The sequence below is a fragment of the Lentzea sp. genome, from assembly GCF_036380075.1.
Classification (GTDB): Bacteria; Actinomycetota; Actinomycetes; order Mycobacteriales; family Pseudonocardiaceae; genus Lentzea.
In genome coordinates, this window is sequence record NZ_DASVFL010000242.1 from 1 (window position 1) to 17437 (window position 17437).

Sequence of the window (17437 nt, forward strand, 5' to 3'; positions counted from 1 at the left end):
GGGACTGCATCCGCACGACGCCGTGCGTTCGACGCTCGCCGCCGACCTTCGCTGGCGGGATCCCGAACGCCACGAGGACGTGCGCGCCCGTCTCTCGGTCGCGTGCCTGGACGCCGTGCGCCGGGCGACCGAGGACGACTCGCTGCTGCGCGTCGCGGAGTGGATGTTCCTGTTCCGCGACCAGAGCGGCCCTCGCGAGCTGTACGACTGGCGGGCCCACCCGCACGTCGAGGACCGGCCACTGGACCCGGCGGACGTGCCCGAGGTGCTGCGCCTGGCCTCGGAACCGGCGGTGGCGCACTGGCTCCGGCGCCAGCCGCGGGGTTTTCGCGTCTACCGCTCGGCGGGCGTGGTCGTGGGGTTCATGGCGATCCTGCGGCTGGAGGCGCCGTCGCCGGAGGACCTGGCGGCGGACCCGGTGGTCGCTGCGGTGTGGGAGCACGTCGAGGCGGCCGCTCCCCTGCGCCGGGGCGAGCACCTGGGCATCCGCCGGTTCGCCGTGCAGGCGGGCGGGCACCACCGGCCGTCGCCGCTGATGGACCTCGTCGGCCGGCGGACCGTCGCGGAGGAGATGCGGACCGGTGGGCGAGCGGTGACCTTCACCGTCTTCCAGGACGTCGGGTGGTGGCGGCGCCACCTCACCGCGGCCGGGCTGCACGAGGTCGTCGCGGTCAGGTCCGGCGGGGTCGCGCAGCACGTCTTCGGCCGCGACTGGCGGCGGCAGACCGTGGAGCAGTGGGTGCGCGACCGCGCTCGCGCCGCCGCACCCGTGGCGTCGTGGGCGTCCCCGGCGCCCGAGGTGCTGTCGCGCAAGGCTTTCGAGGCGGGCGTGCTCGAGGCGCTGCGCACGTGGCGCGCCCCGCGCGAGTTCGCGACGAGCGTCCTGCTGCGCTCGCACCTGGTGCCGCGGGACTCCGCCGATCCCGTCGCGGACCTGCGCGACGCCATCACGACCGCCCTCGACGGGCTGCGGGTCGACCCGGCGGGCGTCAAGGCGCACGACGCCCTGACCGCCACGTACCTCTCCGGTTCCGGTACGCACAAGGCGACCGCACGACGGCTGGGCGTTCCCTACGGCACCTACCGGCGGCACCTCGCCCTGGCCAAGGAGCGGCTCGTCGAGCGCCTCCTGGCCCGATGACGTCAGCTCCGGCGCCGACGGGGCGCCGCTGAGCGCGGCGGGGTGGACCGCATGTGGTCGCGCACCGGCGCCAGCAGGCCGGCGAGCGCCGTGACGTCGTCGCGCGAGAGCGGTTCGAACAGCAGACCGCTGACGACCTCGACGTGTCCGGGCAGCACCGCCGCGAGCAGCGCGCGCCCGGCGCCGGTGATGGTGACCGTGACGCTGCGCTCGTCGTCGGCGGACGGCGAGCGTTCGACCAGACCCGCCTTCTCCAGCAGGCCCACCTGGTAGGTGAGACCGCTGCGGCTGTAGACGACGCCGTCGGCCAAGTCGGTCATGCGGTGGCTGCCCGTCGGCGAGTCGCCGAGCCGCGCGAGCAGCTGGAACTGCACGTAGCTGAGGTCGCCGGCCTCCTTGAGCTGCTGCTCGACGGCGTGCCGCAGCAGGCTGGTCACCTCGACGAGCGCGAAGTAGGCGCCGAGCTGTACGGGGTCGAGCGACGGCGGTGAGTCGGCCATGCCACCAGCTTACTGCTTCGAATTCGAAGGAGCGGTGGCGTGCCGGGCAACACTGGACACCGGTGGGCACCGCGGGCCGTGGCGGCCGGGCAGCGCGACGAACGAGGGTTTCCGAACAGGGGACGGCGCCGCCGTCCCACCGGCCCCGAGGACCGTCTTGAGCATCCCCCACCTCGCCCAGCGCGAAGACCAGCAGCAGCTCGAGTGGATCGGCGGGAGCGTCTTCAGCGTCCTGCTCGACGCCGAGGCGACCGGCGGGCAGCTGACCGTCGGCCGCTTCGACGCCGGGCTGGGCGAGGCGCCGCCGTGGCACATGCACAACAACGAGGACGAGGTGTTCCTCCTGCTGGCCGGATCCGCGCTGGTCTGGGCCGGCGACGAGGAGCACGAGCTGCGCGAGGGCGGCATCGTCTTCCTGCCGCGCCGCGTGCCGCACTCGTACCGGATCACCTCCGAGCGGGCCGACCTGCTGCTCATCTCCACGCCCGGCGGGCTGGAGAAGATGTTCCGCCACGCCGGTCGCGACCTGCGCGAACCTCGCCCTGACGGGTTCGGGATCCCGCTGTCGCTGCTCGCCGAGGCCGCCGAGATCTCCGGCAACGTCCTGCTCGGCCCTCCGCGCTGACACGTGCCGCACGTCACTTTGCTTCGAATTCGAAGCAGGTCTACTGTCAGTTCCAGTTGCTTCAACTTCGAAGCAAAAAATGAGGGAGAGCGGTCATGAAGGCAGTGCGTTTCCACGAGTTCGGCGGCCCCGAGGTCCTCCGGTACGAGGACGTCGAGCAGCCGGTCCCCGCGGCCGGCGAGGTCCTGGTCAAGGTCGCGGCCACGACGTTCAACCCGGTCGAGGGCAACATCCGCCTGGGCGTCATGCAGGGACCGATCCCGGTCGACCTGCCGCACACCCCCGGCCTGGACGTCGCCGGCACGGTCGACGCGCTGGGCGAGGGCGTCGAGGGCCTCGCGGTCGGGGACGAGGTCGTCGGCTTCCTGCCGATGACCAAGCCCGGTGCCGCCGCCGAGTACGTCATCGCACCGGCCGCCGTGCTCACCCCGGCGCCCAAGGGCCTCCCGCTGGCCGACGCCGCCGCGTTCCCGCTGGTGGGCCTCACCGCCTACCAGGCGCTCTTCGACCACGGCCGGCTGCAGGCCGGGCAGCGCGTGCTGGTCAACGGCGCGGGCGGGCCGGTCGGCGGCTACGCCGTCCAGCTCGCCAAGCAGGCCGGTGCCCACGTCGTCGCCACGGCCAGCCCGCGCAGCGCCGAGGCCGTGCGGACCGCCGGTGCCGACGAGGTCGTCGACCACACCACCACCGACGTGCTGTCGGCGGTCACCGAGCAGGTCGACCTCGTGCTGAACCTCGCCCCGGTCGACCCGGCGGTGCTGGCGCAGCTGCCGTCGCTGGTCCGCGACGGCGGGGCCGTCGTCAACACCACGATCTGGATGCCCGCCCCGACCGACGAGGACCGCGGCGTGCGCGGCGTCAACCTCTACGTCCGCAGCGACGCCGAGCAGCTCGCGAAGCTCGTGGCGCTGGTCGACTCCGGCGACCTGCGGGTCGACGTCGAGCAGCGGGTGCCGTTGACCGAGCTGCCGGCGGTCCACGTCCAAGCGGCGTCGGGCGGCGTCCGCGGCAAGGTCGTCGTCCTCGTCTCCTGACCCCACCACCCGCTGAGGAGAAGACCATGACACTCGGGCTGGACCCCGAGATCGCCACCGCGCTGGCCCCGATGGCCGGCGCGATGGCGCAAGCCACCCCTCCGGCCGTCGGCGACGTCGAGGCGCGCAGGGCGATGTGGGAACCGATCATCGGCGCCGCCGGGACGGCCCAGCCGGTCCCGGCCGACGTCACCACCACCGACCACCACGTCACGACCGGCGACGGCGCGCGGATCACCCTGCGCTGGTACGCCAAGGAAGGCGCGGCACCGGGCTCCGCCGTGCTGTTCTTCCACGGTGGCGGCTACATCTTCGGCCACATCGACCTGTTCGACGGCCCGGTCTCGCGGTACGTGTCCGCGAGCGGCGTGCCGATGCTGTCCGTCGAGTACCGCCGGGCGCCGGAGCACCCCTTCCCCACCCCGCTGGAAGACGCGTACACGGCGTTGCTCTGGCTGCACGAGCACGCCGCCGAGCTGGGCGTCGACCCCGCGCGGATCGGCGTGATGGGCGACAGCGCCGGGGGCGGGATGGCGGCGGCGCTGTCGATCCTCGCCCGCGACCGCGGCGGCCCGGCCATCGCGCGGCAGATCCTGGTCATGCCGATGCTCGACGACCGCACCACCGAGGTCGACCCGCACGTCGCGCCGTACGCGCTGTGGTCCTACGACGACAACCTCACCGCGTGGCCCGCGCTGCTCGGCGACACGGCCGGCGGTCCGGACGTCCCGCCCACCGCGGCCCCGGCCCGGTTGGAGGACGCGACCGGGCTGCCCCCGGCCTACGTCGAGGTGGGCCAGCTCGACGTCTTCCGCGACGAGGACCTCGCGTACGCGGTGAAGCTCAGCCGGGCCGGCGTGCCGGTCGAGTTCCACCTGCACCCCGGCGCACCGCACGAGTTCGACTCGATCGCCTTCGAGTCCGGCGTGGCGAAGCGCGCGATCGCCGACCGCGTCCGCGTGCTCCGGTCGTTCTGAGCCACCACGGGAGGAACCCGATGTCCGGCAGCACCTCCCCGGTCCGCCTGATCGTCGGCGCGGCGGACCGGACCGTGCCGATCACGGTCCGGCAGCGGACACCGGTGGCGGTGCGTGCAGGCGGCCGAGGGCTCATCAACCGAGAGCGGCCAGCTGGATGGTCAGGTGCTCGCGCACCAGGCTCTGGCCCTTCTCGTGCCCGGGGCCGGTGTACTGCCGGGGCGCGGCCTCGACCAGCATGACCAGGTAGAGGTAGGCGCGGTACATCGCCAGCCGCCGCCGGGCGCTCGGGGTGAACGGCGCCGCGCCGTAGCCCGCCAGGAAGTCGCGGTCGTGGTCGATGTCGCCGAACAACGCCGGTGAGACGAGCTCGGCGAGCGGGTCGCCCCAGAACGCGCGTTCGCCGTCGACCAGCCCGGTCACCTTTCCGCCGTGGGCGAGGACGTTGCCGTCCCACAGGTCGAAGTGCACGAGCACGGGCCGTTCGACCTCGTCCAGCAGGTCCGCGCGCTTGCCCATCGACGCCGCGACCTCCTCCGCGGGCAGGGGAAGCGCGACGCCGAACCGCGCGGCGTCCGCGAGCACGGCGTCCACCATGGCCGCGAAGGCCTCCCGCCACGTCGGCGCGAGACCCAGCTGCGGGTAGCCGAAGCCCGTGCCGGTGACCTCGTGCAGACCGGCGACGACCCGGCCCAGTTCGCCCCGCAGCGCCGCCCGTTCCGGCGCTGTCAGGGTCGTCGCGTTGTCGCCAGGGAGCTCCGTCATCAGCAGGAAGTCCGAGGGCACCACCTGCCGGGTGAAGTCGGCGTGCACGACCTCGGGCACCACCGCGTGCCCGTGAGCCGCGCGATAGAAGGCGGTTTCCGTGCTCATCAGGTCGCGCTCGTAGGTCATGCGCGGGGAGTCCGGGCTCGGCGCCACCTTCAGCACGAACCCGCCGCCGGACGTCCTGATCCGGTAGGCGGTGTTGAAGGTGCCGCCGGTCAGCTCGGTCCGGCTCGTCACCTCGGCCGGGTCGATCCCGGACGCGCGCAGCACGCGGTGCAGGGTGTGCTCGTCCAGCCGCGGGCGGTGGTCGTTCATCGGGCTCCTCGGTGCACCGGGGTCAGCTCTCGTCCCAGCGGGCGGCGCTGCGTTTGCAGCCTCCCCCGATGGAGCCGGCGGCGTTGACCGCGCGGGCCTCGACGCACTTGGTGATCGTGCCGGTGCCCGGCAGCAGCACGGCGGGGGCACCCGGCTGCCAGCGCACCGCGAGGTAGGCCCCTCCCGGCGCGGCGGTCGCCTCGCCGACGACCACTCCGGCGTCGTTCACCGCCCTGGCGAGGGAGAACAGGCCGCCGAGCGTGCCGAGGTCGGTGACGGTGGTCGTGGCGCCGAGCGTCCACAGCACGGCGTGCTGGCGACCGCCCTGGTCCTCGGACCAGCCGGCCGCGAGCGTGCCGGCGTCGTTGACCGCGGCGGCGGAGCTGTTGCGGCCGCTCGCCAGCGCGGGCAGCTCGACGACGGTGCCGTCGGGCCGCCAGAGCGTGGCGTGCGTGCGGTCGAGGGTGTTGAGCTTGTCGGAGGCGCCGACGACGAGGCCGCCGGAGCTGATGCCCTGCGCCCACGACTGGTCGTGACCGGGCAGGTGGGTCAGCGCGGTGATGCTGCCGTCCGCGTTCCAGCGCTGGGCGGTGCTGAGCCCGGACGACCTGTCGGTGGCGGAGCCGACGACCACGCCGCTGTCGTTGACCGCGTTCGCCGAGGTGCTCCGGCGCGGCCCGGGGAAGTCCGGCAGCGCGGTGATGGCGCCGGTCGCGTCCCACCGCACGGCCACCAGTCCGTCGGCCTCGCCGAGCGACGTGCCGACGACGACACCGGACTCGTTGACGGCGTTCGCCATGCCGGAGTAGTCGCCGGGCAGCTTGCCGAGGACCGCGACCGCGCCGTCGGCGGCCCAGCGGACGGCGTCGCGCGAGGACTCCGCGTGGCCGACGGCGACACCGGCGTCGTTGAGGCCCTTGACGTGGTCCCAGGTGGAGCCAGGAGCGGCCGGCAGCAGGGTGGCCGTGGTCGCGGCGTGCGCCGGGAGGGCGGAACCGAGCAGGACGAGTGCGGCGATGCCGGTGGCGAGCACGGGTCTGGACATGCGGTTCCCCCAGGTCGTCGAAGCGATCGGCACAGTTCTACCCGCTGATCGCCTCGACGAGGGGGCGTTCCGGTCAGCCGGGTGTTTTCCGGACCGAAGCCGCGAGCTCGCGACGCACGCCGAACGGCGCGAGCACACCCGAGTAGGGCTTCGGCGGCGGCGCGGCGAACTCCCCCGCCGCGCTGGTCCGCAGGCCCAGGCGCAGCAGGGACTCCACCTGCAGCACCGCGGCCTGGACGCCGTCGACGACGGGCACGCCGACGGCGCGTTCGATCTCGGGGCGTTGCTCGGTCATGCCCGCGCACCCGAGCACGACCACGTCCGAGCGGTCGGCCGCCACCGCCGACCGGCAGGCGGCCACGACGGCGTCCACCGCGGCCTCGACCTCCAGCACCGGCACGTCGCAGGCGGACACCCCGCGGCAGAACCCGGCCATCCCGTAGCGGTGGGCGAGGTCCCAGGCGCGGCCGCACGTGCGTTCCAGGGTCGTGACGACGCTGAAACCCCGGCCCAGCAACGCCGCCGTGCGCATCGCCGCCTCGGCGATGCCGACCACCGGTCCGTCCGCGAGCTCCCGTGCCGCGTCGAGTCCCGGGTCGCCGAAGCAGGCGATCACGTACCCGTCGGCCCGGCCTGCCGCGATCTCCGCCAGCAGGCCCGGCACGCTCAGCGCCTCGTCGTAGTGGCTCTCGATGGACGCCGGTCCCATCGCCGGGCAGGTGGCGCGCACGTCCACCCCCGGCCCGGCGATCGCCTGCGAAGCGCGGCCGATCGCCGCGGTCATCTCCCGGCTGGTGTTCGGGTTGACGACCTCGATCCTCACCGGTTCCCCCGCGACAGCAGGGTGAACAGCGCGAAGCCCAGCGCCATGCCGATGAACCAGCTGTACGGGGCGACGTCGGCCAGTGCGGACACCAGCACCGGGACCATCGCCACCAGCGAGGCGACGGCGGTCGCGACGATCGCCCGCGGGTTGTAGCCGTTGCGGTACCAGTACTTCCCGGACGGCGACATGGTGAAGAGGTCGTCGACGTCGACCCGCTGGCGGGCCACGACGTAGTGGCCGGCGATGAGGACGCCGAACAGCGGGCCGATGAAGGCGCCCAGCGTCTCCAGCGTGTAGTGGATGACGGCGGGGTTGTGGTATAGGTTCCACGGCGTGATCAGCACCGAGCCGACCGCCGCGATCATGCCGCCGGCGCGCCAGCTGATCCGCCGCGGGTTGACGTTGGAGAAGTCGAACGCGGGCGAGATGAAGTTCGCGACGATGTTGATGCCGACGGTGGCGATGCTGAACGTCAACGCTCCCAGCACGATCGCGAACGTGCTGTCGATCCGCGCGACGGTCGCGACCGGGTCGGTGAGCAGCTCGCCGAACACCGGGACGGTCAGCGACGCGGTGACGACCACGAGCACGGCGAACACCAGGAAGTTGACCGGCAGGCCGAGCAGGTTGCCGCGCTTGACGGCGGCGAACGACTTGCCGTAGCGGGAGAAGTCGCCGAAGTTCAGCATCGGGCCGGAGAAGTACGAGACCACCAGCGCGATGGCGCCGAACATGACCGGAAGCGACGCCCAGCCGGTGTGCTTGACGTCGCCGAGGGTGAAGTCGATCGCGCCCCAGCCGGCGCGGGCGATCAGGTAGCCGGCGAGCAGGAACATCACGACGTAGACGGCGGGGCCGCAGAAGTCGATGAACCGCCTGATCGTCTCCATGCCCGTCCAGAACACCGCCGCCTGCACCAGCCACAGCACGGTGAACGACGCCCACCCGAGCGAGGACAGCCCGAGGAAGCCGTGCTGCTGCACGTCCGCGTACGGCAGCAGCGACGGGAAGAGCTTGAGCAGCACCACGTCCAGCGCCGCCGACGCCAGGTAGGTCTGGATCCCGTACCAGGCGACGGCGATCAGCCCGCGGATGATCGCCGGCACGTTCGCCCCGAGCACGCCGAACACGCTGCGGCAGATCACCGGGTACGGCACGCCGGTCTGCTGGCTCGGCTTCGCGACCAGGTTGCAGAAGAAGTGGACGATGCCGATGCCCGCCAGCAGCGCGACCAGCACCTGCCAGCCGCTCAGGCCCAGCAGGAACAGGCTGCCCGCGGTGACGTACCCGCCGACGCTGTGCACGTCCGACATCCAGAAGGCGAAGATGTTGTAGGAGCCCCAGGTCTGCTTCTCCAACGGGGCCAGGTCGGCGTTCGTCAGCCTCGGGTCGTAGGCCGGCTTGGGTTCCGCGTTCGTCGCTGTCGCTGTCATCGCCGCACTCCTGCCTGGTGGGTTGGCGCCACCGTAGGGAGGAGTTGTTTCCCGGCTGCTACGGGAAACGTATATCTTCCCCGTCCGCGAACAGGCCGGTGTCCCGCGGCACCGCCGCCAGCGACGACCGCAGCCGTTCGTGGTGCGTCCTGGCGGCCTCGACGAGTGCCGCGGCGTCCCTGTCCACGAACGCCTTCAGCATCCCCTCGTGGTCGGCGTGCAAGGCGGTGCGTTCCTCGTCGGGCACGTGTGCCATGGGCTGCAACGGTTCGGTGAGGTTCCAGGCCGACTCGAACATGCCCAGCAGCCGCCGCATCCCGCTCGGCCGGACCAGCGCGAGGTGGAACCTGCGGCTCTCCCGGTGGTAGGCCCGGACGTCGCCGTCGGCCTGGGCCTCGGCCAGCGCGGCGTGCGCCGACCGGGCCAGTTCGTCGTCCTGCGGCTGGGCTTTGGCGACCGCCGCTCCGAGAGCCGCCGCTTCCAGCACACCCCGCACGACGTAGAGCTCGTGCAGCTCCTGCGGCGTCAGCTTGGCGACGAAGTAGCCGAAGTTCTGGCGGTGCTCGACCAGGCCTTCGCCGATCAGCGTCTTCAGCGCCTCCCGCACCGGGATCCGGCTCACCCCGAACACGGCGGCCACCTCGTCGACCGGGATGGCGCTGCCCGGGGGCACGCCGTCGAGCAGGCAGCGGCGGAGCTCGGCGAGGATCGCCACCTGGCCCGCGCCGCCCCTGTCGGTCTCGAGCTTCGCGGCGACGATCGAGCGCCGCCGGGGACCGCGGGTCACCTCGGGGCCGGGCGGGTGGGGGCGGGCATCGGGTCACGGTAGCGGTCACCGGGCGAGGGGGCCCAGGGCCGCCGGCGTCAGCGCAGGTAGGAGGCCCCGTTGAGGTCCAGGACCGCCCCGGACGACCAGGCCGCCTCCGGCGAGGCCAGGTGGACGACGGCGGCGGCGATCTCCTCCGGCGTGCCGACGCGGCCGAACGGGCTCTGGTCGCGGACCGCGTCGCCCTCCGCACCGGCGAGCTTCGCGGCCTGGCGTTCGGTGGCGATGAAGCCCGGCGCCACCGACGTGACCGAGATGCCGTGGGGTGCCAGTGCGACGGCGGCGGACTGGCCGAACGCGTGCAGCGCGGCCTTGCTCGCACCGTAGGCCGGGTAGTCGGGCTCGCCGCGGAACGCTCCGCGCGAGCCGACGTTCACGATGCTGCCCGGTGCGCCGCGGTCGATCAGGTGCTGGGCGACCGCCCAGGTGACGTTGACGGCGCCGAGGAGGGTGACGTCGAGCATCGACCGCCACGCCTGCGTCCACGCCTCCCACGACGTGTCGCCGAGGCGGTGGACGTTGGCGGCACTCGGCGCGACGGCGGCGTTGTTGACGAGCACGTCCACGGCACCGAGCCGCTCCACCGCCTCGGTGACCAGGCTGCGGGCCGCGTCGGGGTCGGCGAGGTCGCCGCCGATCAGCGCGTGCCCGTCCCCCGCCAGTTCGGCGAGGGTCTGCGCCGCGTCGTCACGGCGGCTGCTGTAGTGCACGGCCACCCGGTAGCCGCGTTCGGCGAACGCGATGGCCGTCGCCCGGCCGATGCCGCGCGAAGCCCCGGTGACGAGCACACCCCTGTGATCCGACATGGGCCGAAGCCTATGTCAGCTGGAGCGACCGCCTACTCACGCGACGACAGGCCGTGTCCGAACGGGAACAGCGGATCGTCGTACCCCGCAACGTCCTCGTGGTGGCGCCGCACCTGCTCCATCGACCGCGGGAGGTCGAACGGAAGCCGCCCCTGCGGCGGGATGACGCCCGACACCGCGTCGGCCAACGCCTCGTCGGTGGTGCCGTAGCTGACCATCAGCGTCGAGGCCACGTCCAGCAACGGGGTCAGGACGGCGGCGCGGTCCAGCGTCACGTCGACGACCAGCGGGCAGACCGCCGCGATCCGCGCCAGCCGCGCGGCGAGACCGGGCTGGAACTCCAGCGACCCCTGGTGGAACCACGACTCCAGGAACAGGTCGGCCCGCGGGTCGAACGGCGCCATCAACCGCACCAGCGCCACGTCGGCCTCCTCCGGTGTGGCCACCACGGTTCCCAGGCGTCCCGCGACCTCGGGCGAGAAGTTCTCGACGTAGAGCTTGAGCCCCGCCGTCAGCGGCAGCGGCACACCGGCCTGCAGCACCGTGACCGACCGGGCCTGCGCGGCGTGGCCCTCGTCGCGGAAGTCCTGCCGCCCCACGACCTCCGCCGCGCGGTCCTCGTCGACGAACGGGTCGTCGAAGAGCCCCAGGCGGAACTTCACGGCGAGCAGCCTGCGGGCCGACTCGTCGATCCGCTCCTCCGTCACCCGGCCCTGCGCCACGAGTTCGAGCAGCACGTCGACGCATTCCTCGCCTCCGAACTGGTCGGCGCCCGCGTGCAGGATCAGCTCCATGCGGCCGTGCGCGTCGAGGTGCTCGACACCCCACGCACGCGCGGGCAGGACCTTGTCGCCGACGTGGTTGTCCATCACCAGCTCCCAGTCGGTGAGCACCACGCCGTCGAAGCCGAGGCCCTCGCGCAGCATCCCCGTGACCACCTGGCGGTTGTAGCCGAAGCCGACCTCCTCGACCGGCTCGCCGTCCACCTCCAGGCCGACCGGCATGCCGTAGTACGGCATGACCGCCGCGGTCCCGGCCTCGACCACCGCGCGGAACGGCGCCAGGTGGTCGTCGAACCGGCCGCCGGGGTAGACCTGCTCGCGGCCGTACGGGAAGTGCGCGTCCTCGCCGTCCTTCTGCGGGCCGCCGCCCGGGAAGTGCTTGCTGCAACAGGAAACCGACTCCGGACCCAGCCGCGGGCCCTGGAACCCGCGCACGTACGCCACCGCGAGCGAGGCGGTCAGTTCCGCGGACTGGCCGAACGTGCCCGCCTGCCGGGCCCACCGCGGTTCGGTCGCGAGGTCGATCGCCGGGTGCAGGGCGCAGCGGATGCCGGCGGCCACGTACTCCTGCCGCGCGATGTCGGCGAACCGCTCCACCAGCGCGGGATCGCGCAGTGCGGCCAGCCCCAGCGACTCCGGCCACTGGGAGAAGGCCTTGGCGCTGAAGGAGACGCCGGCGTTCTCGATGAACGCGTGCCGCGGGTCGGTGGAGATGGTCACCGGGATCCCATGGGGCGTCGCCTCGGCGAGGAGCTGGAGGTTGTTGTGCCAACGGGCCGCCATGCGCGCGTCGTTCAGCGCGTGGACGTTGAAGTGCGACAGGTGTTTCTGCTGCACCACGACGCTGGTGGGCGACTTGCTGATGTCGCCAGGCGCCTCCTTCACCGTGCCGTCCGCGCCCGCCTCGATGACGGTGTGGAACAGCAGGCCCGCCTTCTCCTCCAGCGACAGCCGTCCCAGCAGGTCCTCGACGCGGTCGGCGACCGGCACGCGCGGGTCCTCGTAGGGGTCCAGGACGCCGTTGCCGTTGAGGTCGCGGAACTCGACGCCGTCCTCGGAAGTCAGCCGAACAGGCCGCATGTCAGAACCCTCCCTCACACTCGGCTCGCGCCGAACTCCTCGACACCGATCACCGGGCGCAGCGCGCGTTCCACGGCCGGTGTCGCGAACGACCGGCGGAGGACGTCGCGGCACAGGACGTTCCCGATCGCCCCCATGACCATCGCCTGGTCCAGCGCGAGGTAGCGGCGTGCGATCGTGCCCGACCGCACGGCGACCGCGTCGAAGAACCCGCCCCTGCCGTAGGCGCGCAGGTCCTCCTGGATGCGGACCAGGTTGGCGTAGGCCTCGTCGCGTTCGTGCATCATCGCCAGGAACGCCGCGTGCGGTGTGACCACGCCGTCGCCGAACGCGGGCGTGGGGGCGGTGGCGGGACGGCACGTGCCGAAGCCGACGTCGTAGTTCGTCATCTCCTGGTCGGAGAAGTAACCGTTGGCGCCGTTGCCCGGTTCGTTGCCCGGCCCCATGCCGAGCGCGTCGACGCCGTACTCGCGGTAGCCGCCGGCGGGGTTGCTGGACGGGCTGAAGCCCCAGAAGCCGTACTTCGCCTCCAGCAGGCCGTGTTCGCGTTGCGCGCGGACGTGCAGCGGGTGGTTGCGGCCCCACGACCGCGGCGCCCACTTCGCCTCGGGCACGAACACGTCCGGCATCAGCTCCTCGAACATCGACCCGCCCCAGCCGGGCACGATCCGCATGCCGCGGTAGGTGTAGGCGCCCTCGAAGACGTCGATGCCGTAGTAGGTCCGGTTCTCCCCCACCGGCTGCATCTCGTGCCACGACCAGTCGCACGAGGCCGGGAACGTCCGCCACATCGCGAAGTACTGCTTCGGCGGGATCTGACCGGTGACGATGCCGAGGTAGCTGGTGATCCGGGTCTCGGACACCGTCGTGTCGTAGTGGTGCGTGGTCAGCCAGACGGGGTCGCCGCCGATGTGCGTGCCCTGGTAGACGCCGCCGGGCCGGTCGTGGTCGAACGGGAAGAACCCGCCGTGGACCAGGCCGCCGGGCCGGACGGGGTGCGCGGGGTCGTCGCCGGGGTTGTAGAACGAGTCCCAGCGCATCCGGGCGAAGATCCGCCGGGCCAGGCCGGCCGCCGCGCGGTCCGCTCCCGCGACGACGAGCAGCGCGGCGCCGAGCCAGCCGTTGTCGACGCTGGAGCAGAACGGCTGGACGACCGCGCCGGTGCCGGGCCAGGACCGCAGCGCCGCGCCGGTCTCCTCGTCGTACCAGTTGAAGTACATGCCGCTCGGACCGTGGTGTTCCATCCGGTCGAGGGTGGTGAGCGTGCGGGTGAGCCGTGCCGACGCCTCGTCCTTCGAGATGAGCCCGAGCTCGCGGGCGACGACGGTCGACCAGAGGTAGCCGCCGATGTTGGTCGGCGAGGTGTAACCGGAGCGGTCGCCGGGGGCGAGCGACTCGGGGACGTTGTCGGCGGGCAGGCCCGTGCTCGACGGCGTCATCGCGACGAGGCTGCGCCACGTGTCGCGCGCCCAGCCGCGCACGCGCGCCGGGTCGTAGCCGCGGGCAGCGGAGGCGGTCCCCGGCACCAGCAGGGCGGCGGTCGTTCCCAACAGGACGGTTCGGCGGGTGATCCTTGCGGTCATGCGAGACCTCTCACTTGATGCCGGTGGTCGCGATGCCTTCGATGAAGCGCCGCTGGAACACGAGGAACACGAGCAGCACCGGGACGACGACGATGGTGGCCCCGGCCAGCAGCAGGCCGTACTGGATGGAGTTCTGGCCGGTCGAGTAGAGCGCCAGCGCGACCGGGAGCGTGTACTCGCTCTCCTGCTGCGCCACCACCAGCGGCCACAGGAAGTTGTTCCAGCTGCCCAGGAACGTGAGGATGCCGAGCGTGGCGAGCGCGGGCCCGCACAGCGGCAGGACGATCCGGGCGAAGATGCGCACCTCGCCCGCGCCGTCGACCCGGCCGGCGTCGAGCAGCTCACCCGGCAGGCCGGAGATGAACTGGCGCATGAGGAACACGCCGAACGGCGAGACCAGGAACGGCAGGACCAGCGCGGGCAACGAGTTCGCCAGGCCCGCGTTGACGACGAGCACGTACAACGGCACGAACGTCACGACGCCCGGGATCATCAACGTGGCCATGACGACCACGAAGAGCGCCCGCCTGCCCCGGAACTCGAGCTTCGCGAGCGCGTAGCCGACCATCGAGCAGAAGATCAGGTTTCCGGCCGTCACGAGCACGGCGACGACCGCCGAGTTGAGGAAGTACGTGCCGAACTGCAGGCGGGAGAACAGCTGCGTGTAGTTGTCCAGCGACGCGCTTTCCGGGACCCACGTCGGCGGGTTGGCGCGGATCTCGCCCTCGCCCTTGAAGCTGCCCAGCACCATCCAGGCGAACGGCGCCACCACGGCGACGAGCGCGACCGTGAGCGGGACGTAGAGCCACCAACGGTTCCGGTTCATCGTCAGCTCCTCTCCCGCAGCAGGCGGAACTGCAGCGCGGTCACGACCGCGATCACGACGAAGATCAGGTAGCTCATCGCGGACGCGTAGCCGTAGTTGCCGAACCCGAACTGCCGGTAGGTGTACATCGACGCGGAGATCGTCGAGTTGAGCGGGCCGCCGTTGGTCATGACGTACGGCTCCTCGAAGAACTGGAGGTAGCCGATCGCGGTCGTCACCGACACGAACAGGATCGTCGGGCGCAGCAACGGCAGCGTGATGTGCCGGAACCGCTGCAGCGCCCCGGCGCCGTCGATCGACGCGGCCTCGTGCAGCGACGCGGGCACGGCCTGCAACCCGGCCAGAAAGATGATCATCGCGGTGCCGAAGTTGCGCCACGCGGCCATCAGGATCAACGCCGGCATCGACCAGTCCGGGTCGCCGAGCCAGTTCGGCCCGTCGATCCCGACCCAGCCGAGCACGGTGTTGACCAGGCCGTACTCGTCCTGGAGCAGGAACCTCCACACCACCGCGACCGCGACGATCGACGTGATCACCGGCGTGTAGAAACCGAGCCGGAAGAACGCGCGGAACCGGCTGATCCCCTTGTCCAGCACGACGGCCGCCGCCAGCGCGACGGCCAGCGTGAGCGGCACGCCGACCAGCACGAAGTACGCGGTGTTCGCGGCCGCCGTGCGGAAGATCGGGTCGGCGAACGCCTGGACGTAGTTGTCCAGGCCGACGAACTCCACGGCGAAGGGCGTGCGCAGGTCGCGGTTGCGGGTGTCGGTGAAGCTCATGAACAGCGACTGCACCACCGGCCATGCCGTGAACACGAGGAACAGCAGGCAGAACGGGAGGATCAGCAACCACGCCGCCCGTTCGACCCCACGCCTGCGGCGGCTCACCACACCCGTCGTCGTGGAACTCACTTGCCGGTGCCGATGGAGTCGGCCGCCGACTGCGCCGCCTTCAACGCGCCGGCCGGGTCGGCGCCCGAGCGGGCCACCTTCTCCACCTCGGTGTCGAGCGCGGTGATCGCCTGCTCCCACGTCGTGAAGGTCGGCGGCGACTGCGCGGTGTCAAGCTGCTCGCCGAACGCGGCGAGCTTGGTGTCGGCGCTGAGCGCCGGGTCCTGCCAGGCGCTCTTCACCGACGGCAGGTCGGTCGACTGCCGGTACCACTTCACCTGCGTCTGCGACTGAGCGAGCCAGTTCACGAACTTCCAGGCGGTGTCGCGGTTCTTCGTCTCCTTGAACACGACGAGGTTCGACCCGCCGACGAAGCTCGACGACGTCTTCTTCACCGGCATCGGCACGACGCCGTACTGGTCCTTGAAATCCGGACCGCCGAGCTTCTCGACCGCGGACATCATCCAGGGACCGGAGATGAACATCGGCACGCGGCCGCTGACGAAGTCGGGCTCGGTCGTGGGCTGCGCGGGCGCTTCCTTGTCAGCGATGCCCTCGGAGAAGAACGAGCCGTAGTACTCCAGCGTCTCCTTCATCTCCGGACTGTCGAAGTTGTAGGCGCCGCCGTTGTCCTTGGTGAGCTGCGCGCCGTTGGACCACGCGAACGGCAGCAGCGTCTGCCACGACCCGGTGCCGCCGGCCTGCAACCCGATGCCGAACTTGGCGCCCGCCTTGGCCTGCATGGCCTTGGCCATGTTCTTCAGGCCCTGCCAGTCCGCCGGCGGCGTCTCGTACCCGGCCGTCTTCGCGAGGTCCTTGCGGTAGAACAGCAGCCGCGTCTCGACGTACCAGGGGATGCCGTAGGAGGTGCCGTCCACCTCGGTCGTGCGTTGCGCGCCTTCGAAGAACGCGTTCTCGTCGATCGAGCCCGGGGTCGGGTCGAGGGCCTTCATGCCCGCGAACTCGCCCATCCACGTCGACCCCACCATGGCCGCGTCCGGGGCCTGCCCGGCGGTGATCGCCGAGGTGAACTTGTTGTGCGCGGCGTCCCACGGGATCGCGGTCACCTGGACGTCGACGCCGGGGTTCGCGTCCTCGAACTCCTTCGCGAGCGCCGGGAGCTTCTCGCCCTCCGCGCCCATGGCCCACACGGTGATCGTGCCCGTGGCGGGACCCTGGCCGATGTCGGCCCCCGTCTCGCCACCCGCCCGGTCCTCGCCCCGCCCGCAGGCGGCCAGCACCAGCACCAGGGCTGACACGCCGGCGATCGTCCTGGAAGTTCTGCGCACCATTGCTCCTCGCTTCCTCTCGTCTCCGGTGGACCGTGGTGGATCAGCCGGCGGGGCAACCGCAGGACGAGCGCACGACGAGCTGCGTGGGCAGCGTCCGCGCGTCGGACCGCGGCGGCTCGCCGCTCACCAGCTCGTGCAGGCGGCCCGCGGCCAGCGCGCCGAGCTCGTGGACGGGCTGGCGGACCGTGGTGAGGCCCGGCCGCACGTACCGGGCCGTCATGACGTCGTCCCAGCCGGCCACCGCGATGTCGCCGGGCACGTCGGTGCCCGCGTCCTGCAGGGTGGTCATGATCGACAACGCCAGCTCGTCGTTCGCGCACATCACCGCGTCCGCCTCGTGCTCACCGGCCAGGAGCCGTTGCGCGAACGCGGTTCCCTCCGCCTCGCACAGCGCGACGCGGACGGGTTCGGCGGCGGTGCGGCCCCGGTCCTGGTGGGCGGCGACGTAGCCCGCGTAGCGGTTGCGGATGTCGGGGCCGCTGTCCGGGTCGCCGACGAACAACGCCGTGCGCCGTCCGTGGTCGAGCAGGTGCCCGGCCAGCTCCCGCGCGCTCTCCCGGTTCTCCGCCGAGATGGCCTCGACGCCGTCCTGCGGGTCGCCCGCGATGACGACCACGGGCTTCCTGCCCTTCACCAGCTGCACGACCTCGGCCGACGACCCGAACACCGCGATGGCGTCGACCCTGGT

General features: G+C 72.1%; 16 protein-coding genes and 1 pseudogene. 4 read left to right on the top strand and 13 right to left on the bottom strand.

What is annotated here, in order from left to right; genetic code table 11:
* Positions 1-1141 (top strand): annotated as a pseudogene (locus VF330_RS26585) (ATP-binding protein); the annotation flags it as partial.
* 2 nt (positions 1142-1143) lie between these two features.
* Here VF330_RS26585 and VF330_RS26590 read toward each other — a convergent pair.
* Positions 1144-1641 (bottom strand): MarR family winged helix-turn-helix transcriptional regulator, encoded by a 498-nt coding sequence (locus tag VF330_RS26590; protein ID WP_330854399.1) that lies wholly within the window; start codon positions 1639-1641, stop codon positions 1144-1146.
* 157 nt (positions 1642-1798) lie between these two features.
* Between VF330_RS26590 and VF330_RS26595 the strand changes: the two genes are divergently transcribed.
* The 3 genes from VF330_RS26595 to VF330_RS26605 all read left to right on the top strand — a co-directional run bounded on the left by VF330_RS26595 (position 1799) and on the right by VF330_RS26605 (position 4277).
* The gene (locus VF330_RS26595; RefSeq protein WP_330854400.1) at positions 1799-2266 is read left to right on the top strand and encodes a cupin domain-containing protein; all 468 of its coding nucleotides are present in this window, start codon (positions 1799-1801) and stop codon (positions 2264-2266) included.
* A gap of 95 nt (positions 2267-2361) precedes the next feature.
* Positions 2362-3300, top strand: coding sequence for an NADP-dependent oxidoreductase (locus tag VF330_RS26600; protein ID WP_330854401.1), 939 nt, complete (start codon positions 2362-2364; stop codon positions 3298-3300).
* A gap of 26 nt (positions 3301-3326) precedes the next feature.
* The gene (locus VF330_RS26605; protein ID WP_330854402.1) at positions 3327-4277 is read left to right on the top strand and encodes an alpha/beta hydrolase; all 951 of its coding nucleotides are present in this window, start codon (positions 3327-3329) and stop codon (positions 4275-4277) included.
* A 135-nt stretch (positions 4278-4412) separates the two neighbouring features.
* Here VF330_RS26605 and VF330_RS26610 read toward each other — a convergent pair whose 3' ends face one another.
* The 12 genes from VF330_RS26610 to VF330_RS26665 all read right to left on the bottom strand — a co-directional run.
* On the bottom strand, positions 4413-5360 hold the full coding sequence (locus VF330_RS26610; protein ID WP_330854403.1) for an aminoglycoside phosphotransferase family protein: 948 nt from the start codon (positions 5358-5360) through the stop codon (positions 4413-4415).
* Between the two features lie 22 nt (positions 5361-5382).
* Positions 5383-6405, bottom strand: a complete 1023-nt coding sequence (locus VF330_RS26615; protein WP_330854404.1) for a hypothetical protein — start codon at positions 6403-6405, stop codon at positions 5383-5385.
* A gap of 73 nt (positions 6406-6478) precedes the next feature.
* Positions 6479-7228 carry an aspartate/glutamate racemase family protein gene (locus tag VF330_RS26620; RefSeq protein WP_330854405.1) on the bottom strand — a complete coding sequence of 250 codons (750 nt, stop codon included), beginning with the start codon at positions 7226-7228 and terminating at the stop codon, positions 6479-6481.
* Complete coding sequence (locus VF330_RS26625) at positions 7225-8664, bottom strand: NCS1 family nucleobase:cation symporter-1 (protein WP_330854406.1); 1440 nt, start codon at positions 8662-8664, stop codon at positions 7225-7227. The genes VF330_RS26620 and VF330_RS26625 overlap by 4 nt, the downstream gene beginning before the upstream one ends.
* A gap of 58 nt (positions 8665-8722) precedes the next feature.
* A complete protein-coding gene (locus VF330_RS26630) occupies positions 8723-9451 on the bottom strand; it encodes a GntR family transcriptional regulator (protein ID WP_330854407.1) in 729 nt (242 codons plus the stop codon).
* 77 nt (positions 9452-9528) lie between these two features.
* Positions 9529-10296 carry an SDR family oxidoreductase gene (locus VF330_RS26635; protein WP_330854408.1) on the bottom strand — a complete coding sequence of 256 codons (768 nt, stop codon included), beginning with the start codon at positions 10294-10296 and terminating at the stop codon, positions 9529-9531.
* Between the two features lie 32 nt (positions 10297-10328).
* On the bottom strand, positions 10329-12158 hold the full coding sequence (locus VF330_RS26640) for a glycoside hydrolase family 3 protein (protein WP_330854409.1): 1830 nt from the start codon (positions 12156-12158) through the stop codon (positions 10329-10331).
* 14 nt (positions 12159-12172) lie between these two features.
* Positions 12173-13741, bottom strand: a complete 1569-nt coding sequence (locus VF330_RS26645) for a glucoamylase family protein (protein ID WP_330854410.1) — start codon at positions 13739-13741, stop codon at positions 12173-12175.
* A 10-nt stretch (positions 13742-13751) separates the two neighbouring features.
* Positions 13752-14567 (bottom strand): carbohydrate ABC transporter permease, encoded by an 816-nt coding sequence (locus tag VF330_RS26650; protein WP_330854411.1) that lies wholly within the window; start codon positions 14565-14567, stop codon positions 13752-13754.
* A 2-nt stretch (positions 14568-14569) separates the two neighbouring features.
* Positions 14570-15478, bottom strand: a complete 909-nt coding sequence (locus VF330_RS26655) for a sugar ABC transporter permease (RefSeq protein ID WP_330854412.1) — start codon at positions 15476-15478, stop codon at positions 14570-14572.
* Complete coding sequence (locus VF330_RS26660; protein WP_330854413.1) at positions 15475-16749, bottom strand: sugar ABC transporter substrate-binding protein; 1275 nt, start codon at positions 16747-16749, stop codon at positions 15475-15477. The genes VF330_RS26655 and VF330_RS26660 overlap by 4 nt, the downstream gene beginning before the upstream one ends.
* Before the next feature lie 40 nt (positions 16750-16789).
* On the bottom strand, positions 16790-17437 hold a 648-nt coding region (locus VF330_RS26665; RefSeq protein ID WP_330854414.1), incomplete at its 5' end, for a substrate-binding domain-containing protein.